A 26,175-nucleotide genomic window follows, 5' to 3' on the forward strand; every position below is an offset into this window, starting at 1 on the left:
AAACTCAAATGTCGTGCTTGCGGATGTTCTTCAGCATCTTCTGCAGAATCGCGATCAGCGCGGCATATTCGGCATCGTCGACGCCGTCGAACATCGCTTCGAAGGCATCATGCATGGCCGGCCAGGCGCGGGTGAAAAGCGCCCGGCCGTCATCGGTCAGGAACACATGGCGGAAGCGGCTGTCGGCGACGCCCTGCTCGCGCCGCACGAGGCCCTGGCCTTCCAGCGCGTCGAGCGTGCGACTCAAGGTCGATTGCTCGATCACCGTATAGACCGAGAGGTCGTTGACGGTGATGCCGTCGGTGACCGAGAGCACGGCCAGCGTGCGCACCTGCGGAATGGTCAGGCCCTGCTTGCGAAAGTCTTCTCGCAGGGTGGCGTTGTAGCGGCCCATGATGCGGTTCATCAAATAGGGCGCGAATTGCTGCAGGCCGATCTGGCCGAGGGTCGAGATGCGCTCGCGCTTTTCCGGAAGCTTCTGTTCCATCAGAGCCTCTCCGCCAGCAGAAAGCCGGAGCCGCCGCCGAGCCCCGCGCCCGGATGCGTCGAGGCGCCGATATGGTAGAGGCCCTTAATGCCTGTCTCGTGATTGCGGCTGGCCTTGAACGGCCGCCACAGGAAGGACTGGTCGATGGTGGACGAGCCGCCATAGGGATCGCCGCCGACCAGATTGATGTTCATCGCTTCCAGATCGGCAGGCGAATAGGCGCGGCGCGCGATGATGGTGTCGCGAAAACCATCGATGTGATGAGCGAGGATCGCCTCGACGCGGTCGGCGTAGGCCTCGCGCAGCGCCTCGCTCCAGCGGCCATCGGCTGGGGCCTCGAGCTTGCCGGCGGCATCGCCCTTGATATGGCGCGGCGCTTCCGGAAGCTGCAGCCACAGGATTGCCTTGCCCAGCGGACAGCGCGACGGATCGAGCGCGTGGGGCTGGCCGACGCAGATCGTCGGCACTTCCGGCAACAGGCCGCGCACCGCTTCGTTGCAGGCTTTCGACACACCATCGAGTCCCGGCGTCAGATGCAGCAGCGCCACCTTGTCGAGGCCCTCGCCGCGCCAGGCCGGCGGCTTGTTCAGCGCGTAGTGGAGCTGGAAGTTGCCCTTGCCGTAGCGGTAGGACTGCGTGGCCTTGGTTGCTGCGTCGGGCGCATCGTTGCCGAGCAGACGGCCATAGAGCTGCGTCGGCGTGACCGAGCAGATGATGCCCTTTGCCGCCGTCAGCGTCTCGCCGGAGGCGAGCCGCACCCCGGTGGCACGGCCGCCGGTCTGGACGAGCGAGGCGACGTCGGCGTTGACGCGGATTTCGCCGCCGCGCTCCTTGATCAGCGCTTCGAAGGCGGCGAGCAGGTTCTTCGCCCCGCCCTTGACGATCGGTGCGCCGGCCGCCTCCAGCGCGAAGGCGATGACCTTGGCGATCTGGCCGGAGAAGGCGTCTTCCGGCCCAAGCCCGGCATGCAGCACCCAGGGCGCCCAGAGCGCGCGGACGGTATCGGACTTGTACGCGGTCTCCAGCCAGCCCCGCGCCGGCACCAGCGCCTCGCCCAGGACGGCGGCAAGCTCGCGCGGACCGCGCCGCCACGCCTCGCCGGCCATGAGCTTCGTCGTCGGATAGGACCAGAGCGCGCCACCGAGCAGGCCGAAGAGCAGTCCGGCATTGCGTTCGATGTCGCCGACATCGCCGCCATGACGGTCGCCATCGCCGGAGGCAAATGCGTTCAGCGCCGCGATATTGGCGGCCCGGTCGGTGGTGAGCACGGCATGGCTGCCATCGGGCCGAAGCACGCCGGTGGGTGTGGTCGTGTGACAGAATTCCAGCCCGTGCCGCGCAAGATCCTTGCCGAGCGCGGCATAGGCCGGCGAGGTGATGAAGAGGACGAAGGTCGTCGCCATCACGTCATGGACGAAGCCGGGCGCCGTGATCTCATCGGTGCGCATGCAGCCGCCGATGCGGTCGTTGCGTTCGAGCACGAGCACCTTGGCGCCCTTGGCGCCAAGCATCGCCGCGCAGACCAGGGCGTTGATGCCGCTGCCCACGATGATGTGATCGGCAGCGGTCATTGCGCACTCGCAATCGAGAAGTGAACGTCAATCGCACTAAGGCGAGTTCCTTCGCGCCCCCCTCTGTCCTGCCGGACATCTCCCCCACTTGGGGGGAGATTGGCAGTTTCGGCGCCCTGCTCAATCCTACGACGTCGGAGATTGGCGAAAGCGGAGGTGACGTGCAATCTCCCCCCTTGTGGGGGAGATGTCCGGCAGGACAGAGGGGGCGCCGTAGAGCGTCAGCGTCGCTCCGATCCCACCTCTCCACTACTCCATTGCGCGCGAGCATGATCTTCTCCCGAAGACCGCCACCTCGCCTATTGGCCCGGCACCAGCGCCAGGGCGCGGATCGGGCTGCCGGTGCCGTGCTCGATCTTGAGCGGGGCGGCGATCAGGATCGCGCCTTTCGGCGGCAGCTGGTCGAGGTTGCAGAGGCTGGCCAGCCCATAGCGATTGGCTTTGTGCATCAGCGTGTGCGCCGGGAAAGGCGGCTCCATGCCGCCGGCCTTGCCGGCATCGGTGCCGATCGTCTCCGAGCCCCAGCCCTTGATGTCCTTGCTGATCAGGAACTGGATGGCTTCCGCCGTCGGTCCGGGTGTATGCGGGCCGGTCTCGTTGGCGTTGAGGAAGTCGGCTTCCAAACCGTTGCGCTTGTACCAGTCGGTGCGCATCACCACCCATTCGCCGGCATTGATGGTGCCATGCTTGGCCTCCCACGTCTTGATGTGGTCGACGGTGAGAAGGAAATCGTGATCGGCGGCGGCTTCCACTGAGCAGTCGATGACATTGACCGGGCCGACGAAATTCTGCGCCGGGATGGTGTCGGTGGCGCCGTCCGGATAGTCCTTGCCGGTGATCCAGTGCTGCGGCGCGTCGAAATGCGTGCCCGAATGCTCGCCGAGCTTCAGCCAGTTCCAGGCCCACCACGGACCGTTCTTGTCATACTTTGAAATGGGGTGGATCTCGACCTTCGGCGTGTCGACGGCAAGCTCCGGCGGCAGCTTGATCAGCGGCGTGTTGGGCCCGAGCGGCGCCGACAGGTCGACCACCTTGATGGCGCCCGAAAGCAGCTGGCCGGCGACCTCGCCGAGGAGTTTCTGCGTGTCCATTGTCTTCGTTCCCTCTTGTTCGTGCTCATCAAGGCTCGTTGCGGCCCTTAATATCCTACTAGACGAAAACATATGCATCTGCAATTATCTTTAAGCATAAAGCATTTTGGGGGCAGGGCGTGAGCGAGTTCGACGCCATCTTTGTCGGTGCGGGCCACAACAGTCTGGCCTGCGCCGCGCATCTGTCGCTCAAAGGCTGGAAAACCGCGGTTTTCGAGCGCAACGCAACTATCGGCGGCGCGGTCCGGACCGCGGAATACACGCTTCCCGGTTTCAGGCATGACTTCGGCGCGATGAACCTGAGCCTGTTCGCCGGCTCGGCCTTCCACCGGAAATATGCAAATGAATTGAAAAGTCACGGGCTGGAATTTTCGCCCGTCGCCGACTGTTTCGCCAGCGCTTTCCCGGATGGAAGATGGTTTGGCGTCAGCAACGATCCCGAGAAGACGACATCGCGGCTCGCCGCCTTCTCCGCGGCCGATGCCGCTACATGGCGCCGGCTGGTCGGCGCCTTCCCGGGCGAGGCGGAGCATCTGTTTCGGCTGCTCGGATCGCCGATGAACCCGCGCGCGCTCGCCGGCACGGCCTGGAATCTTTGGCGCAAGAAAGGCATTGGCGGCGCGCTCGATACCGGCCGCTTGTTGCTGTCTTCCCCCCGCGCGTGGCTCGAGGACAATTTCGAGACGCCGCACGTGCAAACCACGCTCGCCGCCTGGGGCATGCATCTCGACTTCGCGCCCGACATCGCCGGCGGCGCCGTGTTCCCTTATCTGGAATCAATGGCCAACCAGAGTTTTGGCATGGTGCTCGGCAAGGGCGGCGCCGACACCATCATCCGCGCGCTTGTCGGCATGGTCAAAGCGGCCGGCGGCAAGATCATGGCCGGCGCGGAGGTGGCGGAGATCACCGTCGCCGGCGGCCGCGCGACCGGCGTGCGGCTCGCCTCCGGCGATTTCCATGTCGCCAGCAAGGCCGTCATTGCCGGCGTCGCGCCCAAGGCGCTGACTGGCAAGCTGCTGCCGGACGGATCCGGCGATGCCGGCTTCGACGCGGCGATGAAAAGTTCCGCCATGCGCCGGGCACGATGATGATCCATCTGGCACTGGACGATCTGCCGGACTGGAGCGGCGGCGCCGAGCTTCGCCACTTCGCCTATGTGCATCTGGCGCCGTCGCTCGATGCCATGTCGCGCACCTATCAGCAGGCGATTGCCGGCGTGCTGCCCGATCAGCCGGTGCTCGTCGTAGGACAGCCGACCGCCGTCGATCCCTGGCGGGCGCCAGAAGGCAAGCACGTGCTCTGGGTCCAGGTGCGCATGCTGCCGGCGGAAATCCTTGGCGATGCCGCCGGCAAGATCGCGCCCGGTTCCTGGTACGCGGTCAAGGACGCCTATGCCGAGCGCGTGCTCGACATCATCGAGAGCTATGCGCCTGGTTTGCGCCAGAAGATCCTCGGCCGCGCGATCTTCTCGCCGCTCGACCTCGAGCGCGAGAATCCGAACCTCGTCGGCGGCGACCAGATCTGCGGCAGCCACCATTTGGCGCAGAATTTTCTCTTCCGTCCGGCGCGCGGCTTCGCGCGCTGGAACACGCCGGTGTCGAACCTCTACCTCACCGGCGCCGCGACATGGCCCGGCGCCGGCACCGGTGCCGGATCCGGCTTCATGCTGGCGCAACAGCTGGGAGGGCACTAGCAGCAGAATTCCAGGATGGACAAGGCGCGGTTGCCCACCAGACCTTGCGAATAAACAACGCCGCGCGACAATCAAAGTCAAAAACCGACAACCAACAAGGGGAACGACCATGACCATCAACAGACGCGATTTGCTTGGGTTTGGCGCAGCAGCGCTTGGCGCGGCGACACTCGGACTGCCGAAGGCAGCCAAGGCGGCGGACGAGCTCACCATCGCCTACAACGTGAACCTGCCATCCTGGGACCCGACGACCGGGCCTTCGGCGGTGAACCCGACCATCCAAGGCCTCTACCAGTCGGTGTTCGACCAGTTCATCCCGCAGAAGCCGGACCTTTCCTTCACACCCGGCCTGCTCACCGAATGGGGTTGGAACGACGATCGCAGCAAGGTGACGATGACGGTCCGCGACGGCGTAAAATGGCATGACGGCTCGCCCTTCACCGCCGAGGACGTTGTCTGGTCGCTGCAGCGGGCGGGCGACGAGAAGACCGGCAATCCGATCCAGTTCGTCTGGAAGAACGTCAACAACTTCAAGATCGACGGCAACAAGATCACCGCCGACGTCGTGCAGTTCGATCCGGTCTATTTCAAATGGATGTCTTTCCTGACCGGCTACATCATGCCGAAGGCCTATTACGAGAAGGTAGGCGCGGAAGGCTTCGAGAAGGCGCCGATCGGCACCGGGCCCTATATGGTCGACAAATTCGAGCGCAACGCCTTCCTGCGGCTGAAGGCCAATCCGAATTACTGGGGTGCCAAGCCAGCCTTCGAGAACGTGACGATCAAGTTCGTCACCGACGCGGCAAGCCGCGTCGCCGAGGTCGAGTCCGGCTCCTCGCAGGTGACGCTCGAAATCCCCTATGAAGAATATGACCGGCTGATCGCCAAGGACGGACTCGCCGGCTCGATCAAGAATGTCTCCGACATCGGCATGATCTTCTTCAACGACATCGAGGCGATGCTCGACAAGAACGTCCGCCAAGCGGCTGTGATGGCGGTGGACAAGGAGCTCTTGGTCAAGCGGCTGCTGCGCGGCTACGGCCAGCCGATCGCCACGCTGGAGACGCCGGAATACACGGCCTTCGACGCGTCGATCAAAGTCGAGCACAATCCGGAAAAGGCCAAGGAACTGCTCGCCGCTTCAGGGTATTCGCCCAAGAAGCCGGTCAAGTTCACCATCCAAACGACCAAGGGCTTCAAGCCCAAGGATTATGAGATGATCCAGGCGATCGTCGGCATGTGGCGCAAGGTCGGCATCGAGGCCAATATCGAGGTCTACGAGATCGCCAAGCATTACGAGCTGCGGGCCGCCGACAAGCTGGCGCCGGCCGCCTTCTACAACTGGGGGAATGCGATCGGCGATCCGACCACCTCGACCGGCTTTGCCATGTATGGACCTAGCCCGCATTCGGTGTGGGACAGCCAGGACCTGATCGACATGATCAATCCGCTGTGGGGCGAGAAGGACGAGGCCAAGCGCATCGCCGGCTGGAAGGCCGTCGACAAATACATCGCCGAGCAGGCCTATGTGCTGCCGCTGATGCAGTATGCTCAGCCGATCGTGCACTCGAAGAAGGTCAATGTCGTGCAGCATGTATCGGGCGCGCTGCTGCCGGCGCTGATGACCCCGGCCTGATGACATCTGGGAAGCTGCGCTGGCGCAGCGCACCTTCTCCAACGACGCAGGCCCCCTCATCCGGCCGGGTGAGGGGCCGAATGCATTAGGCTCAGCGAGCATGCTGCTGCAGAGATTTCTTGTTCGTCTGATGACGATGCTGGTCACGCTGTTCGGCGTCGCCGTCGTCGTCTTCGTCGTCATCCGCGTGGCGCCCGGCGACCCGATTGCCATGATGCTGCCGCCCGGCGCCAGCAATGACGACATAGCGCGTCTGCGCTCGCTCTATGGGCTGGACAAGAGCATTGTGCAGCAGTTCTTCATCTGGCTCGCCGGCGTGCTGCATGGCGATTTCGGCACTTCGATCTCGCTGCGCCAGGATGTGCTCGGCCTCGTCTTCAACCGGCTGCCGGCGACGTTGGAATTGGCAACCATCGCGCTGCTGATGGCGGTGGCGATCGGCGTCTCCGCTGCGATCCTCGGTGCGCGTTCGCGCGGCACGGCGGTCGAAGCCGGCATCGACATCGCCAGCGGCGCGACGCTCTCCATCCCCGATTTCCTGTGGGGCCTGGTGCTGATCCTGCTGTTCGGCGTGCTCATCCCGGTGTTCGACATTTCGGGGCGAGTGTCGCCGCAGCTCGATTTGCCCTTCGTCACCCAGTTCTATCTGGCCGAGAGCCTACTTCGGCTCCGCTTCGATCTCACCTGGGATCTGCTCAAGCACATGCTGATGCCGGCGATCGCGCTGGCGCTGCCGCTGGCGGCGATCATCGCGCAACTCCTGAAACAGTCGCTGAAGGAAGTGCTCGACCTCGACTATGTCGTGCTCGCGCGGGTCAAAGGCTTTTCCGAAACGCAGGTTATCCTGCGCGAGGCGTTGAAGAACGCGGCGCTGCCAACGCTGACGCTGGTGGGCGTGCAGTTCACCTTCCTGATCGGCGGCACGGTCATCGTCGAGCGGCTGTTCTCCTATGAGGGTCTCGGCAATATGGCGATCGATGCCGTCATCAACCGCGACCTGCCGCTGATCCAGGGCATCGTTCTGGTCTTCGCGCTGCTCTTCGTGCTGATCAACCTTGCCGTCGACATGATGTATGCGCTGCTCAATCCGAGGCTGCGTCATGGATGAGGCGCGCATTTCGCGACGGCGCTTCAGCCCGCGGCTATGGCTGGCCGGCGGCTGGCTTCTGCTGGCGCTGCTTGCGGCCATCTTGGCGCCGCTGATCGTACCGCAAGATCCGCTGGCGCAGGACCTGATGCTCGAGCGTCTGCCGCCCTTCTGGCTCGATGGCGCCGAGCCCGGCTATTGGCTGGGCACCGACAGCCTCGGCAGGGATCTCCTGTCACGGCTGATCTTCGGCGGCCGCATCGCCTTCATCGTCGCCTTCGCCGCGGCGGCGTCCGCCTGCATCATCGGCTCGGCGCTCGGGCTCATTGCCGGCTATTTCGGCGGTTGGGCCGACCGCGTCATCTCGCGCATCGTCGATGTCTGGATGGCCTTCCCGCCGGTGCTGTTCGCGATCCTTCTGGTCGCGGTGCTGGGCACCGGCTTGAGCTCCGTCATCATCGCCATCGCCGTCATCGACTGGACGCGGTTCTGCCGCGTGATCCGCGCCGAGGCGATGGGTCAGGCGCGCATGGACTATGTCGAGAGCGCGCACATCGCCGGCTATGGCCGCATCGGCATCATGCTGCGCGAAGTCCTGCCCAATGTGCTGCCGTCGGTGGTGGCGCTCTTGTCGCTTGAGATGGGCATCGCCGTCATTGTCGAGGCGATCCTCTCCTTCGTCAATCTGTCGATCTCGACCGACGATCCGACCTGGGGCGGCATCATCGCCGAAGGCCGGCTGTCGATCCACCAGGCTTGGTGGGTGCTGGTGTTCCCGCTGATCACATTGATCCTCACCGTGCTGTCCTTCAGCCAGTTCGGCGAAGGATTGAAGGCGCGATTCGATCCGGTGCTGCGATGAGCGCCAATATGGAACCATGCCTCGAAATCCGCTCCTTGAGCGCCGTGCTGCCCAACGGCCAGCGCGTGCTGCGCTCGGTGTCGCTCACCGTGCAGCCGGGCGAAGTCCGCGCGCTGGTCGGCGAGAGCGGCGCCGGCAAGACGATGATCGGCAAGGCGTTGCTCGGCGTGCTGCCGAAAAGCGTGCGCATCGTCGAGGGCGAGATGCTGATCGAGGGCGAGGATCTCGGCCGCCTCGATGCGAAGGCGCGGCGGACGCTGATCGGCGCGCGTACCGCGCTGATCCCACAGGACCCGCTCACCGCGCTCAACCCGTCGCGCCGCATCGGCCCGCAGATGACCGACCGGCTGGTGCGCATCCTCGGCTGGAGCGGCGAGAAGGCAGACAAGCGTATCCGGCAGTTGCTCCACGAGGTGCAGATCCGCGAGCCCGAGCGTGTTCTGAAATGCTATCCGCACGAACTCTCCGGCGGCATGCGCCAGCGCGTGCTGATCGCGGCCGCTTTCGCCGCCGAGCCCAGGCTGATCGTCGCCGACGAGCCGACGACGGCGCTGGACGTGACCGTGCAGAAGCAGATCCTGCGCCTCATCGCGCAATTGCAGCGCAACCACGGCACGGCGCTTCTGTTCGTCACGCACGATCTCGGTGTCGTCGCCAAGATCAGCCAGAAAGTGTCGGTGCTCTATGCCGGCAAGGTGGTCGAAGAAGCCGCGACCCCCGACCTGTTCGCATCGCCGCAGCACCCCTACACGCGGGCGCTGATCGCGGCGACGCCGCGCTATACCGATCCCTACGCATCGCTGAAGCCGGTGAACGAAACCGTGCTGGCCGGGCTCGCGGACGAGATCGCGGGCGCCGACAGGGCGTGGAGGCCAAGCCATGGCTGAGCCACTGTTTTCCGTCCGCGGGCTGAAGGTGGCGCTGCCCGACATGACGCGCAAGCCGCTGATCGGCCGGGCGCCACTGGCCGAGATCCTCAAAGGACTGGACTTCGACCTGCCCAAGGGATCGGTGACCGGCATCGTCGGCGAATCCGGTTCCGGCAAGTCGACGCTCGGCCGCGCGCTGGTGCGGCTGATCGAGCCGAGCGCCGGCTCGATCTGCTTCGAAGGGCGAGACATCGGCCATCTTTCGGAAGCGGAGCTCAGACCACTGCGTCGCGACCTGCAGATGATCTTCCAGGACCCGATGTCCTCGCTCAACCCGCGGCACACCATCTTCAACATCATCGCGGCACCCTTGAGGCAGAACGGGCTTGGCGACCGGCTGAAGGAGCGCGTGGCGGAAGCCCTGCAGCGCGTCGGCCTGCCGCAGAGTTTTGTCGGCCGCTACCGCCACGAGCTGTCCGGCGGGCAACGCCAGCGCGTCGGCATCGCACGGGCGCTGGCGCTGTCGCCGAAATTCGTGCTGGCCGACGAGATCGTCTCCGGCCTCGACGTCTCGACGCAGGCACAGATCCTGACGCTGCTGGAAAAGCTCGCGGCCGAGATGGGGCTGACGGTCGCCTTCATCAGCCATGATCTGTCGGTGATCCGGCGGCTCTGCCGGCAAGTCATCGTCATGCGCGAGGGAAGGATCGTCGAAGCCAGCGCAACCGACGCGCTCTTCGACAATCCGAAGGAGACTTACACGCGCGACCTGCTCGCTGCCATCCCGCTGCCTGAGATCGATGCGGACTGGCTGCAGCCGCCTGCAAAGGCACCGGCATGAGAAAGGCAAACCTTGTCCGCACACCGAACAGCGGGCCTCGGATGTGCATGGGAGCAAAGTCAGCCCGCCAAAGGAGGGTGACATGAAATACGCCACAAGCGGCGCAATGGTCGGCGCAATCCTGTTCGGCTCAATGGGAATGGCTTCGGCCGACTCGATCCCCGGCATGCGCGGCCACGACCATACCGGCGTCACCGTGCCCGACATGAAGCAGGCCGTCGACTTCTTCACCAATGTGGTCGGTTGCAAGAAGGCGATGTCCTTCGGCCCGTTCGCCGACGACAAGGGCACCTTCATGCAGGACCTGCTCGGCGTCGATCCAAAAGCGGTAATCGAGGAGATCACCCTGGTGCGCTGCGGCTATGGATCGAACATCGAATTGTTCAAATACACCGCGCCCGACCAGAAGGACCTGACGCCGAAGAACAGCGACATCGGCGGCTTCCATATCGCCTTCTATGTCGACGATGTCGCCGCCGCGAAGGCCTATCTCGACGCCAAGGGCGTGAAGACCAGGATGGGTCCTCTGCCGGTCAAAGAAGGACCGGCCGCCGGCCAAACCATCCTCTATTTCCAGGCGCCCTGGGGACTGCAGCTGGAAGCGATCAGCTATCCCGACGGCATGGCTTACGAGAAAGGCGCCGAGACTGTGCTGTGGAGTCCCAAAGATCCAGCCAAGTGAGCTGATCGCGCCGCAATTGTTCAATTATGAAACTTTAAGCTTGAAATAATTGCCGGCAGGCGCGATACTGATGTTGGAACCGCCGGCCCCTCGGCGGTCCCTGATGCCCATTGAGCGTTTGACGCAATTCCGGACGGGAAACCGCTACGCACTTTTCCTGGAATTGCTCTAGAGGAGATCGCAAGACATGAAGGTTGCGGTTCTCGGCGGCGGACCGGCCGGCCTCTATTTTGCCATCTCGTTGAAGCTGCGCGACGCCGCGCATGACGTGACGGTCTACGAGCGCAACCGCCCCGACGATACGTTCGGCTGGGGTGTGGTGCTGTCGGCCGAAACGCTGGAGAACCTGACCAGGAACGACCCTGTCAGCGCGGTCTGGATCAGGAAGCATTTTGCCTACTGGGACGACATCGCCGTCATTCATGACGGCGTGCGCACGGTGTCGACCGGCCACGGCTTCTGCGGCATCGGCCGCAAGCGGCTTTTAATTCTGCTCCAGCGCAGAGCGCGCGAGCTCGGCATCAAGATGATGTTCGAGACCGAGATTTCCGATCCCAGGCCGTTCATGGAAACGCACGACCTTGTCGTTGCGGCCGACGGATTGAACTCGAAGTCGCGCGCCACCTTCGCCAACGTTTTCAAGCCCGACATCGACACGCGCAAATGCAAGTTCGTGTGGCTCGGCACCACGCAGAAATTCGACGACGCGTTCACCTTCATCTTCGAAAGGACGCAGCATGGCTGGGTGTGGGCGCATGCCTACCAGTTCGACAGCGAGACCGCGACCTTCATCGTCGAATGCAGCGAACAGACCTGGGCTGCCTTCGGTTTCGGCGCGATGACGCAGCAGGAATCGATCGCTGTCTGCGAGCGCATTTTCGAAAAGCATCTCGGCGGCCATTCGCTGATGACCAATGCCAATCACATCAGAGGTTCGGCCTGGATCAACTTCCCGCGCGTGCTTTGCGAGCGCTGGTCTTACAAGAATCTGGCGCTGATGGGCGACGCGGCGGCATCGGCGCATTTCTCGATCGGATCCGGCACGAAGCTGGCCCTGGAAAGCGCCGTCGCGCTCGCCGACTATGTCGAGTCCGAGTCCGACCTCGAAGCGGCCTTCCGCAAATACGAAGATGCTCGCCGCACCGAGGTGCTGAAACTGCAATCGGCGGCGCGCAACTCGCTCGAATGGTTCGAGGAAGTCGAACGTTATCTCGGGTTGGATCCAGTTCAATTCAACTATTCGCTGCTCACCCGTTCGCAGCGCATCAGCCACGAGAACCTTCGTCTGCGCGATGCCGAATGGCTGGCGGGCGCGGAGGAATGGTTCCAGCGCAAGGCCGGCGCCGGCGGCAACATGCTGCGCCGCGCGCCGATGTTCGCGCCATTCAGACTGCGCGAGATGGCGCTCACGAACCGCATCGTCGTCTCGCCGATGGCCCAGTACAAGGCGGTCGACGGCTGCCCGACCGACTGGCATTTCGCCCACTATGCCGAGCGCGCCAAGGGCGGGGCCGGGCTCGTTTATATCGAGATGACTTGCGTCAGCCCGGAGGGACGCATCACCCCTGGCTGCACCGGCTTCTACCAGCCCGAGCATGAGGTCGCCTGGAAGCGGCTGGTCGATTTCGTCCACGCCGAGACCGAAGCCAAGATCTGCGCCCAGATCGGCCATTCAGGCCCGAAGGGCTCGACCCGCCTCGGCTGGGAAGGAACGGACGAGCCGCTGCCGTCCGGCAACTGGCCGGTGATGGCGCCTTCAGCCGTGCCGTGGTCGCCGCAGAATCAGGTGCCGAAGGCGATGAACCGCGCCGACATGGACCTTGTGCGCGACCAGTTCGTCGCCTCGGCGGAGATGGCCGAGCGCTGCGGCTTCGACATGCTGGAGATCCATGCCGCGCATGGCTATCTGCTCTCCGCCTTCATCACGCCGCTGACCAACAGGCGCACCGACGACTATGGCGGCTCGCTGGAGAACCGCATGCGCTATCCGCTGGAGATCTTCCACGCGGTGCGCGCCGTGTGGCCGGCCGAAAAGCCTATCTCGGTGCGCATCTCGGCCAATGACTGGGTGGGCATCGAAGGCGTCACGCCGGCCGATGCGGTCGAGATCGCCAAGCTTCTGCATCAAACCGGCGTCGATCTCTGCGACGTCTCGGCCGGCCAGACCACGATCGCCGCGAAGCCGGTCTATGGCCGCATGTTCCAGACGCCGTTCTCCGACCGCATCCGCAACGAGGTCGGCATGGCGACGATGGCGGTCGGCAACATCTACGAGCCGGACCACGCCAACTCGATCCTGATGGCAGGACGCGCCGATCTGGTGGCGCTGGCCCGGCCGCATCTCAGCGATCCCTATTGGACGCTGCATGCGGCCGTCACCCTCGGCGACCGCGGCGTCAAATGGCCGGATCCTTATCTGCGCGGACGCGACCAGATCTACCGGCTGGCCGAACGCGAAGCGGCGGCAGGGCTGAAGGTATGAGCGCATTTATGTTTTCACGTCGGCGCCGCCCCTCATCCGCCTGCCGGCACCTTCTCCCCGTGAAGGACGGGAAGAAGGCACAAGCTCAAACGCTGGCGGCCCCCTCTCCCCGTCCTTCACGGGGAGAGGGTAAGGATGAGGCGCAGCGCCTTGCCTGGAGGACTGGCGCATGATTGCCGGCAAGCATGCGCTGGTCACCGGCGGCGGCTCCGGCGTCGGCCGTGCGATCGCACTGTCGCTGGCGGAAGCCGGCGTCGAGGTCACCATCTGTGGCCGCCGCAAGGCCGCGCTGAATGAAGTCGCGAAGGCAAACGACCGCATCTTCGGCATCGGCGCCGATGTCACCGACGAAGCCGACATGACGGCGCTGTACGAGAAGGCCGAGGCGGCGCGCGGTCCCTTCGAGATCGTCGTCGCCAATGCCGGGATGGCTGTCAGTGCGCCGGCGCACAAGACCTCCCTCGCCGACTGGCGGCGCTCGCTCGACGTCAACCTCACCGGCGCCTTCCTGGCGGTGCAGCCGGCGCTTGGCGGCATGCTGGCGCGGAAGACAGGCCGTATCGTTTTCATTGCCTCGACCGCCGGACTGAAGGGCTACGCGTATGTCGCGCCCTACGTAGCGGCCAAGCATGGCGTCGTCGGGCTGATGCGGGCGCTCGCAGCCGAGACCGCCAAGTCCGGCATCACCGTCAACGCCATCTGCCCGGGCTTCGTCGAAACCGACATGCTGGAGGACTCCATCCAGCGCATCATCGAGAAGACCGGCCGTTCCGCCGATGAGGCACGCGCGAGCCTTTCGGCTGCGAACCCGCAGGCACGTTTCATCCAGCCGGAAGAGGTCGCAGCGACGGTGCTCTGGCTCTGCAGCGATGCGGCGCGGTCGATCACCGGACAGGCGATCTCGGTCTCGGGAGGCGAGACATGGTAGCGGGACCGACGTCTATCGGGCCGGGCAAGGACAGGTTGCGGCTGTGGATCCGCCTGCTGCGTGCTTCGCGCACGATCGAGGCCGAGCTGCGCGAGCGGCTGAAGAAGGAGTTCGACACCACGCTGCCGCGCTTCGACGTGATGGCGGCGCTCTACCGCTCGCCGGAGGGCATGCTGATGAGCGACCTGTCGCGATTCCTGCTGGTGTCGAACGGTAACATCACCGGCATCGTCGACAGGCTGGTCTCCGAAGGGCTGGTGACGCGCGCGCGCCGCAACGGCGACCGCCGCACCTCGATGGTGCGGCTGACCGAAGAAGGTTCGAAGTCTTTCGCGGCAATCGCCGCGGCGCATGAGAACTGGGTCGGCGAGCTCCTCGGCACTGTCAGCGAGGACGAAGCGCGCCGGCTGACCGGCATGCTGAAATCGTTCCGCAGCAATTGGGAGGGACGCGAATGAGCGCCATGGCCAAGCTCAAGCCGAAGCACTTCCTCTGGGAGGTGGAAGGCAGGGTCGCGAAGGTCCGGCTCGACCGGCCGGAGCGTAAGAACCCGCTGACCTTCGACAGTTATGCGGAGCTGCGCGACACTTTTCGCGATCTCGCTTACGCCGATGATGTCGATGCCGTGGCGTTCCTGCCCAATGGCGGCAATTTCTGCTCGGGCGGCGATGTCCACGACATCATCGGACCCTTGGTCAAGATGGACATGAAGGCGCTGCTCTCCTTCACGCGCATGACCGGCGACTTCGTCAAAGCCATGCTGAATTGCGGCAAGCCGATCATCGCGGCGGTGGATGGCGTCGCCGTCGGCGCCGGCGCGATCATCGCCATGGCCTCCGACATCCGCATCGCGACGCCGGAAGCAAAGACCGCCTTCCTGTTCACCCGCGTCGGCCTTGCCGGGTGCGACATGGGCGCCTGCGCGATCTTGCCCCGCATCATCGGCCAGGGCCGCGCCGCCGAGCTGCTTTACACCGGCCGCACCATGAGCGCGGCCGAAGGCGAACGTTGGGGGTTTTACAATCGGCTGGTCGATGCGGCGGTGCTCGAGGCCGACGCGCTCGAGATGGCAGCTCGCATCGTCTCCGGCCCGACCTTCGCGCACGGCATCACCAAGACGCAGTTGAACCAGGAATGGTCGATGGGTCTCGACCAGGCGATCGAGGCGGAAGCGCAGGCACAGGCGATCTGCATGCAGACCGGCGATTTCGAGCGCGCCTACCAGGCGTTCGTGGCCAAGGAAAAGCCGGTGTTCGAGGGGAATTGAGATGAGCGCGATGCTGGATACGTTGGCAGGACAGCGCCCCCCTCTGTCCTGCCGGACATCTCCCCCACAAGGGGGGAGATCAGCTGTCATTTCTGCCTTCGCCAATCGCCAAGGTCGCATGAATGAGCGGGGCGCCAAAACTGCCAATCTCCCCCCAAGTGGGGGAGATGTCCGGCAGGACAGAGGGGGGCGCCGTAAAGTGCAAACCTCGCAGAGGTGCGGAGGCACCGATGCCTGACCGTTCCTTCCTCCATTGGCCCTTCTTTGAAAACCGCCATCGCGAACTTGCCGAAAATCTCGACGCCTGGTGCACCAAGAACCTGCCCGTCGATCACCACGATGTCGACGCGGCCTGCCGCAACCTCGTCTCCATGCTCGGCCGCGACGGCTGGCTGAAGCCGACGGCGCTCGATCCCGACAAGCCGGAGCCGCTCGACGTGCGCACGCTCTGCATCACCCGCGAGACACTGGCGCGCCATGACGGGCTCGCCGACTTCGCCTTCGCCATGCAGGGCCTTGGCACCGGCGCGATCTCGCTGTTCGGCACGCCGGAGCAGCAGCGCTGGCTGGAAAAGACTCGGGCGGGCCAGGCGATCACAGCCTTTGCGCTGTCGGAGCCGCGCTCGGGATCGGATGTCGCCAACATGGAAATGGCGGCTGTCCGCAACGGCGATTTCTACTTGCTCTCGGGCGAGAAGACCTGGATCTCCAATGGCGGCATTGCCGACGTATACATTGTTTTCGCCCGCACCGGCGAGGCGCCCGGCGCCAAGGGAATTTCCGCTTTGATCGTGCCTGCGGACACTAAAAGCCTTGGCATCGCCGAACGATTGGAAGTTATCGCCCCGCATCCACTCGCGCGGCTCTCCTTCGACAATGTGCGCGTTCCGGCTTCCGCCCTGATCGGCAAACCCGGCGACGGTTTTCGGATCGCCATGTCGGTGCTCGACGTCTTCCGCTCGACGGTGGGTGCCGCGGCGCTCGGCTTTGCTCGAAGAGCGTTGGACGAAAGCATCAAAAGGGTGTCCGAGCGAAAACTGTTCGGCGCGCCGATGGCCGAACTGCAGATGGTGCAGGGCCACATCGCCGACATGGCGCTGGATGTCGACGCCGCGGCCCTGCTCGTCTATCGCGCCGCCTGGACCAAGGATACGGGCGCCGCCCGCGTCACTCGCGAGGCGGCAATGGCCAAGCTGTTCTCCACGGACAAGGCGCAGGAAGTGATCGACAAGGCGGTGCAGCTGCATGGCGGCGACGGCGTGCGCAAGGGCCACATCGTCGAGAGCCTCTATCGCGAGATACGCGCGCTGCGCATCTATGAGGGCGCTTCCGACGTGCAGAAAGTGGTGATCGCCAGGCAAGTGATGGGAGCGGCGTGAGATCATGCTTGCGGACCGCATTTCACTTAAGGGAGGCTAGACATGCACACGATCCTGCAGCCGGAAGGCTGGGCCAAACCGATCGGCTATGCCAACGGCGTTGCCGCGAGTGGCCGGCTGGTCTTCATCGGCGGCCAGGTCGGCTGGAATGCCGAGTGCCGGTTCGAGACCGACGATTTCGTCGATCAGGTGCGCCAGACCCTCACCAATGTCGTCGCCGTTCTCGCCGAGGCCGGCGGGGAGCCGCAACACATCACCTCGATGACCTGGTATTTTACCGACAAGGCCGAGTACCTCGCCAACCTCAAAGGGATTGGCGAAGCCTACCGCGCCGTCATCGGCCGGCATTTTCCGGCGATGGCCGCCATGCAGGTGGTGGCGCTGGTTGAGGACCGGGCGAAGGTGGAGATACAGGCAATCGCAATTATTCCGGAGTGAGCCGGAGGCGCTACTGGCTTCTATTTCGCAATGGCCTGAAGCGGCGAAGGCGGCTACGCCAACTCGGCGCTGGCGCTCGAGGGATCGTATCTGCCTTCCGTCCGTCAGCATTGCCGTGACAGTACGGCAACGGCCGCTTGGCTGCCGGCACAATTTGTGATCAGATGATCATACCCGCGTTGGCGGATATTCGCACATAAACTTTGCCGGCTCCCAAGGAAGCAAAAGCGTGGCTCTGGGCATCGAACCAATATCGGGACGCATCACGGTCCAGGATGGCGTCTACCAGCAGCTTCGCCATGCCCTCATGGTCGGCAGCTTCGATCCCGGGCAGGTGCTGACCATCGCCTCGCTGGCGGACGCTTTCGGCACCTCAAATATGCCGGTGCGCGAGGCATTGCGGCGGCTGGCGGCGGAGAACGCGCTGGAAATCTCGCAGAACGGCTCAGCCTGCGTGCCCGCGGTGACTCGAGCGCGGCTCGACGACCTCTGCCGGGCCCGGCTCGCCGTCGAGGGGCTGGCCGCCGAGCTTGGCGCGCCGCGCCTGACCGCAGCCGAGATCGGCTTGCTGCAAAGGGTTACTGACGACCAGCGGGCGATCGGCCGCGACGGCAGCATCTACGAGCTGATCGCCAAGAACCAGCAGTTCCACTTCACCATATACCGCGCCTCCGGCTCCGATGTGCTGTTTCAGCTGATCGAGACGCTGTGGCTGCGCTTCGGTCCGTACATGCGGCTGTTGTCCAACCATGTCGCGCCGCTGATGCGCGCCGGCACCATGGAGCCTTCGGGCCGGCACGCCGCGATCATAGCGGCCATCAAGGACAAGGATTTCACCCGCGCGCGCGACGAGGTGGTGGCCGATATCACGACGACACAAGCGACTTTGCGGGCGATCTGTCCTGACGTGCCGGAGCCCAGACCGGTCGATTTTGCCGCTTTCGGAAGGGTGCCTTGATAGGCGGCCGCCGCAGAGTGGCTTTGAAGCCGCCCGGGCCAAGCTCCTGGACCAAGAGAACAGCCGGATTTTGAGGCGCTGACCCGCATTTCTTCAGCCGCGGCGCATTGATCCCTGTCCGTATTTGTGATCACATGATCACAGGGAGCGAGACAGCGAATGTCCGGCTATTTTCTCTATCATTCGATCGGCACCTTCCCCGGCAAGGCCGAGCGAATGGCCGCCTCGCTGACGGATTTCTCGAACATCTGGTCGGCGGAAGACGACGGTCAGTGGCCTGCCGCGCTTGCGGCGCGGCAACGCTTCATCGATGCCTGGAGGCGGCTGATTGAGGCGCCGCAAGGCACGCTGACCACGGCCGAGAATGTCACCGCCGCGCTCTATAGCCTGATCGGTGGCTTGCCGACGGAGCGGCTGGCGGGAAAGCGGCTGCTGGTCGCCGCCGACTGTTTTCCTAGCCTGCATTTCCTGCTGGCGGGCTTGGGAGAGCGTTTCGGCTTCACCCTCGACACCGTTCCATTGCGGCCTGGCGAGACCTGGGTTCGCGACCAGGATTTCATCGACCGCTGGCAGGCGGATGTCGGGCTCGCGCTCATTACCTTCGTCACCTCGACGGCCTCGCACCGCTGCGATGTCGGCCGCCTCGCCGCGCATGGCCGCGCCGTGGGCAGCATAGTCGGCGTTGATGTCACACAGGGCATCGGCGTGGCGCCGTTTTCGGTTGCCGCGACGCCGGTCGATTTCGTGGTCTCGACTTCGCTCAAATGGCTGTGTGGATCCTCCGGCGCCGGCATTTTGCAGGTAGCGCCTGACCTTCTGGCGTCCTGCCGGCCGGAGTTGCGGGGCTGGTTCAGTCAGCCGAACCCGTTCTCCTGGGACCTCGACGCTTTCACTTACGCCGACGATGCGCGCCGCTTCGATCATGGCACGCCGGCGATCCTGGCAAGCGTCGCCTCGCTGCCCGGGCTGGAGTGGGTGGAACAGACCGGCATCGACATCATCCGCGCGCAGAATGCCGGGCTCGTCGAGCGTATCATCGGCGCCGCGCTGGAGAATGGCTGGGAGATCCGCTCGCCGCTCGATGCCAGTGAACGCGGCGGCAGCGTAATGCTCGGCCTGCCGCAAGGCACCGAGCCGGCTAAGATCATAGCTGCGCTTCGCGACGAGCGGCTTTACTGTGATGCGCGCGGCACCACGCTGCGGCTGTCTCCCGGCATGGTCACCACAGAGACGGCGGTCGATGCGCTGATCGCGCAGCTCACGGAGCATATCGGTTCGCGGCGACGCCGTGCGTCGTGAATTCAGGTACCGCCTCGCCTGCGGCGCCCGGGAGTTTGGCGCCGGAAAGGGGCGGATCAGGAACCGAACCAGAGGGAAGCAAGATGTTGAAACGTCTAGGACTGATTGGGATGGCCGTCGCTGCCGGCCTCGCCTTTGCGGCGCCCGCCTTCGCCGACAAGATCATGGTGGGCGCCTATCCGGCCAACCCGCCATGGGAATACAAGACCGATTCCGGTGCCTTCGAGGGGTTTGAGATCGACGTCGCCAATGATGTCGCCAAGCGCATCGGCGCAGAGGTCGAGTTCCAGGACCTCGGCTTCCAGGCGCTGTTCGCAGCGACCGCTTCGGGCCGCATCGACTTTGCCGTGTCCTCGATCTCGGTCACCAAGGAGCGGCTGCAGAACCAGGGCTTCACGCAAGCCTATTACGACAGCGACGGTACCATCGTCGGCAAGGCGGATTCCGCCATCAAATCGCTCGACGATCTGAAGGGCAAGACCATCGGGGTCATCGCCGGCTCGACAGGCGAAGCCTACATGAAGGAGAACGCCGCCAAGCTCGGCGTTGCAGAGACCAAGAGCTACAACGCCCAGCAGGACCTTCTGCTCGACGTGCAGAACGGCCGCATCGACGGCGGTGCGGGCGAGCTCGCCGGCTTCCTGTTCGCCATCAAGCAGATGCCAGCGCTGAAGATCCTGGTGCGCATCCCGACCGGCGAGCGCTTCGCCATGATGACCAAGAAGGGCCATCCGCTGCTTGAAAAGGTCAACGACGCCATCAGCGAAATGAAGAAGGATGGCACCATGGCCGCGATCCACAAGAAGTGGTTCGGCGTCGATCCGGAAGCCGGCACCAGCACGGTGACGCCTGGCCCGATCCCGCAATAAGCCGGCTAATCAGAAATTTAGACGGGAGCGGCAGCAAGAGCTGGCGCTCTCGCTTCGACCATTTGGGTCTCGCCCAACACGGCGAACCTTGTCTCACGGTGAGCGCCGATGGAACTGATCGACACCTTCTTCAACTGGGGCATCCTGGTCCGATCGTTTCCGATCCTGATCCGCGGTCTTGGCAACACCATTCTGCTCGGCTGCGCGGCGATCATCTTCGGCACGATCGGCGGGCTGGCGATCTGCCTGGTGCGGCTCTACGCGCCGAAGCCGCTCAGGCGGCTGGCGACGCTCTATATCGACATGTTCCGCGCGCTTCCGATCCTGGTGGTGCTGATCCTGATCTACTACGCCCTGCCCTTCATCGGCATCCGCCTGTCGTCCTTCGTCTCGGCAGCACTTGCGCTGTCACTGGTGTTGGCGGCCTTCACGGCGGAAGTCTGCCGCGCCGGCATCGAGAACATTCCGAAGGGCCAGTTCGAGGCGGCGTCGGCGCTCGGCCTGCCCTTTTGGGTCGCCATGCGCAAGGTGATCCTGCCGCAAGCGATCCGCGTCGTCATTCCGCCGCTCACCAGCAACTGCGTCTCGGTGTTCAAGGACACCGCGCTCGCCTCGGTGGTGGCGATGCCGGACCTCTTGAAGCAGGCGACCGACGCGCAGGCGCTGATGGCCAATCCGACGCCGCTGATCGGCGCGGCGATCATCTATCTCGCCTTCCTGTGGCCGCTGGTGCGGCTGGTCGGCTACCTCGAAGAGCGCGGCAAAGCCCGGTCCGCGCACTGATCCCCTTAGAATGACCTCGATTAGCTGAAGGAGACTCCCGTGAACCAGCACCATGTTTCGAAGGCGCAGGAGAGCGCCGCTTCGTTCCCGGTCGAGAAGATCCGCGCCATGTTCCCGGCGCTCCGGCAGGCCGGCGACTTCATCTTCATGGACAACGCCGCCGGTGCGCAGATCCCGCAAAGCGTGCTCGACGCGGTGACCAGCCATCTGGTGGCGCACAACGTGCAGCGCGGCGGCCGCTACGGCCGCAGCGTCACCGTCGACCAGTCCGTCGCCGAAGCGCGTGAGAGCGTGGCGGTTTTGATCAACGCCTACAGCCCGTCCGAAATCTGCTTCGGCATGAACGCCACCTCGTTCATCCGCCTTGTCAGCCTCGGCATCGGCCAGATGCTTTCGGAACGCGACGAGATCGTCGTCACCGACATGGACCATGACGCCAACATCGCCACGTGGTTGGCGCTGGAGCAGGCCGGCGCCAGGTTCAAATGGTGGCGCATGCGCGAGGACGGCAATCTGCATGTCGACGACCTCAAGCCGCTGATGTCGGACCGCACCCGGCTCGTCGCCTGCACGGTGACCGCGCACTCGATCGGTTCGATTGTCGATGTCGCTTCGGTCGCCAAGATCGCGCATGCGGCAGGCGCGGAGGTGTTCCTCGACTGCGTGCACTACGGGCCGCACGGGCTGATCGACGTGCAGGCCTGGGACTGCGACTATCTCGTCTGCTCAGGCTACAAGAATTTCTCGCCGCATATGGGTTTTCTCTGGGGCCGCTTCGAAACGCTGAAGCGGCTGCCGACCTTCCGCGAGGACTTCATCCCGGATGAGCCGCCCTACAAGGTCGAGGCCGGCACCTTCATTTACGAGAATGTCTCCGGCATCGACGCAGCGGTGCGCTACCTGGAGTCGATCGGCCGCAATTTCTTGGCCGAGAACAACCGCTCGCGCCGCGACAACATCGTCGCCGGCATGAACGCCATCCGCGAGTACGAGCTGACGCTGGCGCGCGAGATGATGAAGGTGCTGAAGGCCTGCGGCGCGACAATTTACGGCGTCGCCGACGAGGCGTGTATCCATGAGCGCGTGCCGACCTTCTGCTTCAACATCGGCACACTGTCGCCGCAAAGGATCGTCGAGGAGATGGCGGCCTTGCAGATCGGCATCCGCGACGGCCATATGTACGCGCCACGGCTGATGAAGCGGCTGAACCTGTCGATGGACAGCGGCGCGATCCGCGCCTCGCTGGTGCACTACAACACGGTCGAGGAAGTGCACCGCTTCGGTGAAGCGCTGCGGGCGATCATTGCGAAGCTGGCGTGACGCCCGGACGTCTGGTTCGAGCCTTACGCCGCCTTCTTCGCCAGCCTTGCCTTGATGCTTGCCACGTCGGCGCGCGGCGTCGCGGCGAAGAGCGTCTTGGTGTAGCTGTGCTTGGGGTCCGAGAAGACCTCGTCGCGCGAGCCGTATTCGACCGCCTCGCCGAAATACATCACCATGACGTCGTCGGCGATGTAGCGCACCACCGACAGATCGTGGCTGATGAAGACATAGGTCAGCTTGAACTCGTCCTGCAGGTCGGCGAGCAGGTTGAGCACCTGCGCCTGCACCGAAAGATCGAGCGCCGAGACCGGCTCGTCCAGCACCAGCAGGCTCGGGTTCAGCATCAGTGCGCGGGCAATGGCGATGCGCTGGCGCTGACCGCCGGAGAACATATGCGGATAGCGGTTGTAGTGCTCGGGGCCGAGGCCGACCTTCTTCAGCATGTTCATCGCCAGGTCGCGACGTTCCTCGGCCGGCTTGTCGGTATTGATCAGCAGCGGCTCGCCGAGCACGTCGCCGATCTTTTGACGCGGGTTGAGCGACCCGTAGGGATTCTGGAAGACGATCTGCACCTTGCGGCGCATTTCCTTGGTCAATCCGTCCTTGGCGATGTCGACCTTGTTGCCGTCGATGAACAAATCGCCGGCGGTCGCAGGATCGATCAGCGTGATGATGCGAGCGAGCGTGGACTTGCCGCAGCCGCTTTCGCCAACGATGGCGAGCGTCTTGCCCTTATCGACGCTGAAGGAGACGCCCTTCACCGCATGCACCGTGCGCGCGGGGCGGAACAGGCCGCCGCCGACATGGTAGTCGCGTTTGATGTTCTTGCCTTCGACAACCTTGGTCATGCGCCGGCTCCGGTCATGCACTGGCTTCTGGGGGCGCCGGCTCGAACAGCATGTCGGAGACGGTCGGCAGCCGGTCGCCGACGGCGTTCTCCGGCAGCGCAGACAGCAGCGCGCGCGTATAGTTGCTCTTGGGGTTCTCGAACAGCGACAGCACGTCGGCCTCTTCCATCTTGCGGCCCTTGTATTGGACGATGACGCGATCGGCGGTCTCGGCGACCACGCCCATATTGTGGGTGATCATGATCAGCCCCATGCCGTATTTGGCCTGCAGCGACACAAGCAGATCGAGAATCTGCTTCTGGATGGTGACGTCGAGCGCGGTGGTCGGCTCGTCGGCGATCAGCAGCTTCGGATTGCAGGCAATGGCCATGGCGATCATGACGCGCTGGCATTGGCCGCCCGACATCTGGTGCGGGAAGGAGTTGAGCCGCTCGGCCGGCTCCGGAATGCCGACCTGCTTCAACAACTCGATGGCGCGCGCCCGGCGCTGTGCGCGATCCATGCCGAGATGGAAGCGCAGCACTTCCTCGATCTGAAAGCCGACGGTGAAGCAAGGGTTGAGACTGGCGATCGGCTCCTGGAAGATCATGGCAATGTCCTTGCCGATGATCTTGCGGCGCTCGGCCGGACCCATCTTGAGGAGATCGCGGCCGCCGAACGTCATGCGGTCGGCGGTGACAGTGGCGGTCCAGGGCAGCAAGCCCATAACCGCCAGCATCGACACCGACTTGCCGGAGCCGGATTCGCCGACGATGGCGAGCACCTCGCGCTCGTCGACACGGAGCGAGACGCCGTCAACGGCGCGGAACGGGCCGGAGGCGGTCTGGAACTCGACGACGAGGTTCTGGATGTCGAGCAATGCCATCACGACCTCCTGAGCTTCGGATCGAGCGCGTCGCGCAGGCCGTCGCCGATCAGGTTGATGGCGAGCACCGTGATAAGTATGGCAAGGCCGGGGAAAGTCACCACCCACCAGGCGCGCAGGATGAATTCGCGCGCCGAGGCCAGCATGGTGCCCCATTCCGGTGTCGGCGGCTGAGCGCCGAGGCCAAGGAAGCCAAGCGCTGCGGCTTCCAGGATGGCGTTCGAGAAGGACAGCGTGCCCTGGACGATCAGCGGCGCCAGGCAGTTCGGCAGGATGGTCTTGAGCATCAGCCTCAGGTGCCCGGCGCCGGCGACCTTGGCAGCCACGACATATTCGCGGCTCTTCTCGGCCATCACGGCAGCGCGCACCAGGCGGGCGAAATGCGGCTGCAGGACGAGCGAGATCGCCAGCATCGCATTGAACAGGCCGGGCCCGAGAATGGTGACCAGCACCAGCGCCAAAAGCAGCGACGGGAAGGCCAGGATGAGGTCCATGACGCGCATGATCGCGACGTCGACCCAGCCGCGGAAATAGCCTGCCAGCAAGCCGAGCGTGATGCCGCCGACGAGGGCCAGCGTAACGACGACGGCGCCGATGAGCAGCGAGAAACGCGCGCCATAGAGCAGGCGCGAGAGGATGTCGCGACCGACCGGATCGGTGCCGAGGATATATTGCGAACTGCCGCCCGCCTGCCAGGCCGGCGGCCTGAGGAAGGCGGTCTTGTCCTGCACGTCGGGCGCATAGGGCGCGAGCAACGGCGCAAAGAGCGCCGCCAGCACCAGCAGGATGAAGACGACCAGGCCGATGACGGCGCCGCGGTTCACTGAGAAATAGTGCCAGAAGGTCTTGAAGCCGGTCAGCCGGTCCGGGCTGCCGGCGGCCATCGGGGCGATTTCGGTCGATTGGCTCATCACGCCGCCCTGATGCGCGGGTTGATGACGGCATAAAGCACGTCGACGATGAGGTTAACGGCCATGACGATGAGTGCGATCAAAAGCAGACCTGACTGCACGACGACATAGTCGCGCTTGAAGATGGAATCGACCATCCACTTGCCGATGCCCGGCCAGGCGAAGATGGTTTCGGTGAGGATAGCGCCGGCAAGCAGCGTGCCGACCTGCAGGCCGATCGTGGTGACGACCGGGATCAGGGCGTTGCGAAGTGCGTGCGCACCGATGACGCGGGCGGCGGAAAGGCCTTTGGCGCGGGCGGTGCGGACATAGTCTTCACCGAGCACCTCGAGCATGGCCGAACGGGTCTGGCGCGCGATCACCGCCAGCGGAATCGTGCCGAGCACGATCGCCGGCAGGATGAGATGGCTGAGCGCCGAGCGCAGCGCGTCCCATTTGCCGTAGAGAATGCTGTCGATGGTCATGAAACCGGTGATCGGCTTCAGGAAGAACTGCAGACCCATGCGGCCCGACACCGGCGTCCAGCCGAGATAGCCGGAAAAGAAGATGATGAGCAGCAGGCCCCACCAGAAGATCGGCATGGAATAGCCGACCAGCGCGGTGCCCATCAACGACTGATCGAACCATGAGCCGCGTTTGACGGCCGCGAATATGCCGGCCGGGATGCCGATCGCCATGGCGAAGATCATGGCGAAGAAGGACAATTCCAGCGTCGCCGGGAAGAGCGTCTTGAACTCCTGGAGCACCGGGCGCTTGGAGGAAATCGAGACGCCGAAATCGCCGGTCGCGACCTCGCCGACATAGCGCGCATACTGCTCCCAGACCGGAAGATTGTAGCCGAACTGTTCCTTGAGCTCTTCGTAGCGGGCGGGGGTGACGCCATGCTCGCCGGCCATGGCCAGGATCGGATCGCCGGGCAGCAGCCGGACAAAGGCGAAGGCGCAGATGGTGATGCCGACGAGCGTCGGGATCAGAAGTGCGATTTTGTTGAGGAGATATCTGAGCATCG

The 26,175-nt window shown here is 64.4% G+C and carries 24 protein-coding genes and 1 pseudogene; 18 read left to right on the forward strand and 7 right to left on the reverse strand.

What is annotated here, in order from left to right; all coding sequences use genetic code 11:
* Positions 1-4: 4 nt before the first annotated feature.
* From EJ078_RS12085 to EJ078_RS12095, 3 genes are all read right to left on the reverse strand, one after another.
* Positions 5-487 (reverse strand): MarR family transcriptional regulator, encoded by a 483-nt coding sequence (locus EJ078_RS12085; RefSeq protein ID WP_127215074.1) that lies wholly within the window; start codon positions 485-487, stop codon positions 5-7.
* Positions 487-2,058, reverse strand: a complete 1,572-nt coding sequence (locus tag EJ078_RS12090; protein WP_127215075.1) for an NAD(P)/FAD-dependent oxidoreductase — start codon at positions 2,056-2,058, stop codon at positions 487-489. Before EJ078_RS12090 ends, EJ078_RS12085 begins: the two co-directional genes overlap by 1 nt.
* Before the next feature lie 299 nt (positions 2,059-2,357).
* Positions 2,358-3,149 carry a cyclase family protein gene (locus EJ078_RS12095; RefSeq protein WP_127215076.1) on the reverse strand — a complete coding sequence of 264 codons (792 nt, stop codon included), beginning with the start codon at positions 3,147-3,149 and terminating at the stop codon, positions 2,358-2,360.
* A 119-nt stretch (positions 3,150-3,268) separates the two neighbouring features.
* Between EJ078_RS12095 and EJ078_RS12100 the strand changes: the two are divergent.
* The 18 genes and pseudogenes from EJ078_RS12100 to EJ078_RS12185 all read left to right on the forward strand — a co-directional run bounded on the left by EJ078_RS12100 (position 3,269) and on the right by EJ078_RS12185 (position 22,542).
* Positions 3,269-4,842 (forward strand): annotated as a pseudogene (locus EJ078_RS12100) (NAD(P)/FAD-dependent oxidoreductase).
* A 109-nt stretch (positions 4,843-4,951) separates the two neighbouring features.
* Complete coding sequence (locus EJ078_RS12105) at positions 4,952-6,478, forward strand: ABC transporter substrate-binding protein (RefSeq protein ID WP_067324433.1); 1,527 nt, start codon at positions 4,952-4,954, stop codon at positions 6,476-6,478.
* A gap of 100 nt (positions 6,479-6,578) precedes the next feature.
* Positions 6,579-7,586, forward strand: coding sequence for an ABC transporter permease (locus EJ078_RS12110; protein WP_095824264.1), 1,008 nt, complete (start codon positions 6,579-6,581; stop codon positions 7,584-7,586).
* Positions 7,579-8,427, forward strand: a complete 849-nt coding sequence (locus tag EJ078_RS12115; RefSeq protein ID WP_127215078.1) for an ABC transporter permease — start codon at positions 7,579-7,581, stop codon at positions 8,425-8,427. The genes EJ078_RS12110 and EJ078_RS12115 overlap by 8 nt, the downstream gene beginning before the upstream one ends.
* Complete coding sequence (locus EJ078_RS12120) at positions 8,424-9,314, forward strand: ABC transporter ATP-binding protein (protein WP_127215079.1); 891 nt, start codon at positions 8,424-8,426, stop codon at positions 9,312-9,314. The genes EJ078_RS12115 and EJ078_RS12120 overlap by 4 nt, the downstream gene beginning before the upstream one ends.
* Positions 9,307-10,137: an ATP-binding cassette domain-containing protein gene (locus tag EJ078_RS12125; RefSeq protein ID WP_127323971.1), complete on the forward strand. Its 831-nt coding sequence runs from the start codon at positions 9,307-9,309 to the stop codon at positions 10,135-10,137. The genes EJ078_RS12120 and EJ078_RS12125 overlap by 8 nt, the downstream gene beginning before the upstream one ends.
* An 82-nt stretch (positions 10,138-10,219) precedes the next feature.
* The gene (locus EJ078_RS12130) at positions 10,220-10,819 is read left to right on the forward strand and encodes a VOC family protein (RefSeq protein WP_095799285.1); all 600 of its coding nucleotides are present in this window, start codon (positions 10,220-10,222) and stop codon (positions 10,817-10,819) included.
* A gap of 187 nt (positions 10,820-11,006) precedes the next feature.
* A complete protein-coding gene (locus tag EJ078_RS12135) occupies positions 11,007-13,301 on the forward strand; it encodes a bifunctional salicylyl-CoA 5-hydroxylase/oxidoreductase (RefSeq protein WP_127215081.1) in 2,295 nt (764 codons plus the stop codon).
* A gap of 169 nt (positions 13,302-13,470) precedes the next feature.
* Positions 13,471-14,229: an SDR family NAD(P)-dependent oxidoreductase gene (locus tag EJ078_RS12140; RefSeq protein ID WP_095824269.1), complete on the forward strand. Its 759-nt coding sequence runs from the start codon at positions 13,471-13,473 to the stop codon at positions 14,227-14,229.
* Entirely contained in the window at positions 14,223-14,687 is a 465-nt protein-coding gene (locus EJ078_RS12145; RefSeq protein ID WP_067324419.1) for a MarR family transcriptional regulator, read from the forward strand. The genes EJ078_RS12140 and EJ078_RS12145 overlap by 7 nt, the downstream gene beginning before the upstream one ends.
* Complete coding sequence (locus EJ078_RS12150; RefSeq protein WP_208721536.1) at positions 14,684-15,496, forward strand: enoyl-CoA hydratase family protein; 813 nt, start codon at positions 14,684-14,686, stop codon at positions 15,494-15,496. The genes EJ078_RS12145 and EJ078_RS12150 overlap by 4 nt, the downstream gene beginning before the upstream one ends.
* A 230-nt stretch (positions 15,497-15,726) precedes the next feature.
* A complete protein-coding gene (locus EJ078_RS12155; RefSeq protein ID WP_127404050.1) occupies positions 15,727-16,875 on the forward strand; it encodes an acyl-CoA dehydrogenase family protein in 1,149 nt (382 codons plus the stop codon).
* Positions 16,876-16,917: 42 nt separating this feature from the next.
* Entirely contained in the window at positions 16,918-17,313 is a 396-nt protein-coding gene (locus tag EJ078_RS12160) for a RidA family protein (protein ID WP_127215136.1), read from the forward strand.
* 229 nt (positions 17,314-17,542) lie between these two features.
* Positions 17,543-18,271: a GntR family transcriptional regulator gene (locus EJ078_RS12165; RefSeq protein WP_208721538.1), complete on the forward strand. Its 729-nt coding sequence runs from the start codon at positions 17,543-17,545 to the stop codon at positions 18,269-18,271.
* 159 nt (positions 18,272-18,430) lie between these two features.
* On the forward strand, positions 18,431-19,570 hold the full coding sequence (locus tag EJ078_RS12170) for an aminotransferase class V-fold PLP-dependent enzyme (protein ID WP_127215134.1): 1,140 nt from the start codon (positions 18,431-18,433) through the stop codon (positions 19,568-19,570).
* 83 nt (positions 19,571-19,653) lie between these two features.
* Positions 19,654-20,439, forward strand: coding sequence for an ABC transporter substrate-binding protein (locus EJ078_RS12175; RefSeq protein ID WP_067003647.1), 786 nt, complete (start codon positions 19,654-19,656; stop codon positions 20,437-20,439).
* A gap of 108 nt (positions 20,440-20,547) precedes the next feature.
* A complete protein-coding gene (locus tag EJ078_RS12180; protein WP_067324409.1) occupies positions 20,548-21,222 on the forward strand; it encodes an amino acid ABC transporter permease in 675 nt (224 codons plus the stop codon).
* 39 nt (positions 21,223-21,261) lie between these two features.
* On the forward strand, positions 21,262-22,542 hold the full coding sequence (locus EJ078_RS12185) for a cysteine desulfurase-like protein (RefSeq protein WP_127215133.1): 1,281 nt from the start codon (positions 21,262-21,264) through the stop codon (positions 22,540-22,542).
* Between the two features lie 23 nt (positions 22,543-22,565).
* On the opposite strand, the gene EJ078_RS12190 is transcribed toward EJ078_RS12185, so the two are convergent.
* Genes EJ078_RS12190 through EJ078_RS12205 form a run of 4 tightly spaced genes read right to left on the reverse strand, consistent with a single transcriptional unit; the run spans position 22,566 to position 26,173 of the window.
* Positions 22,566-23,390 (reverse strand): dipeptide ABC transporter ATP-binding protein, encoded by an 825-nt coding sequence (locus EJ078_RS12190; RefSeq protein ID WP_095799476.1) that lies wholly within the window; start codon positions 23,388-23,390, stop codon positions 22,566-22,568.
* Positions 23,391-23,403: 13 nt separating this feature from the next.
* Positions 23,404-24,255 carry an ABC transporter ATP-binding protein gene (locus EJ078_RS12195; protein WP_082953860.1) on the reverse strand — a complete coding sequence of 284 codons (852 nt, stop codon included), beginning with the start codon at positions 24,253-24,255 and terminating at the stop codon, positions 23,404-23,406.
* Complete coding sequence (locus EJ078_RS12200; RefSeq protein WP_245322339.1) at positions 24,255-25,139, reverse strand: ABC transporter permease subunit; 885 nt, start codon at positions 25,137-25,139, stop codon at positions 24,255-24,257. The genes EJ078_RS12195 and EJ078_RS12200 overlap by 1 nt, the downstream gene beginning before the upstream one ends.
* 26 nt (positions 25,140-25,165) lie before the next feature.
* Entirely contained in the window at positions 25,166-26,173 is a 1,008-nt protein-coding gene (locus EJ078_RS12205) for an ABC transporter permease subunit (RefSeq protein WP_067003640.1), read from the reverse strand.
* Positions 26,174-26,175 lie beyond the last annotated feature (2 nt).

This window comes from Mesorhizobium sp. M1A.F.Ca.IN.022.06.1.1, from assembly GCF_003952605.1.
Lineage (GTDB): Bacteria > Pseudomonadota > Alphaproteobacteria > Rhizobiales > Rhizobiaceae > Mesorhizobium.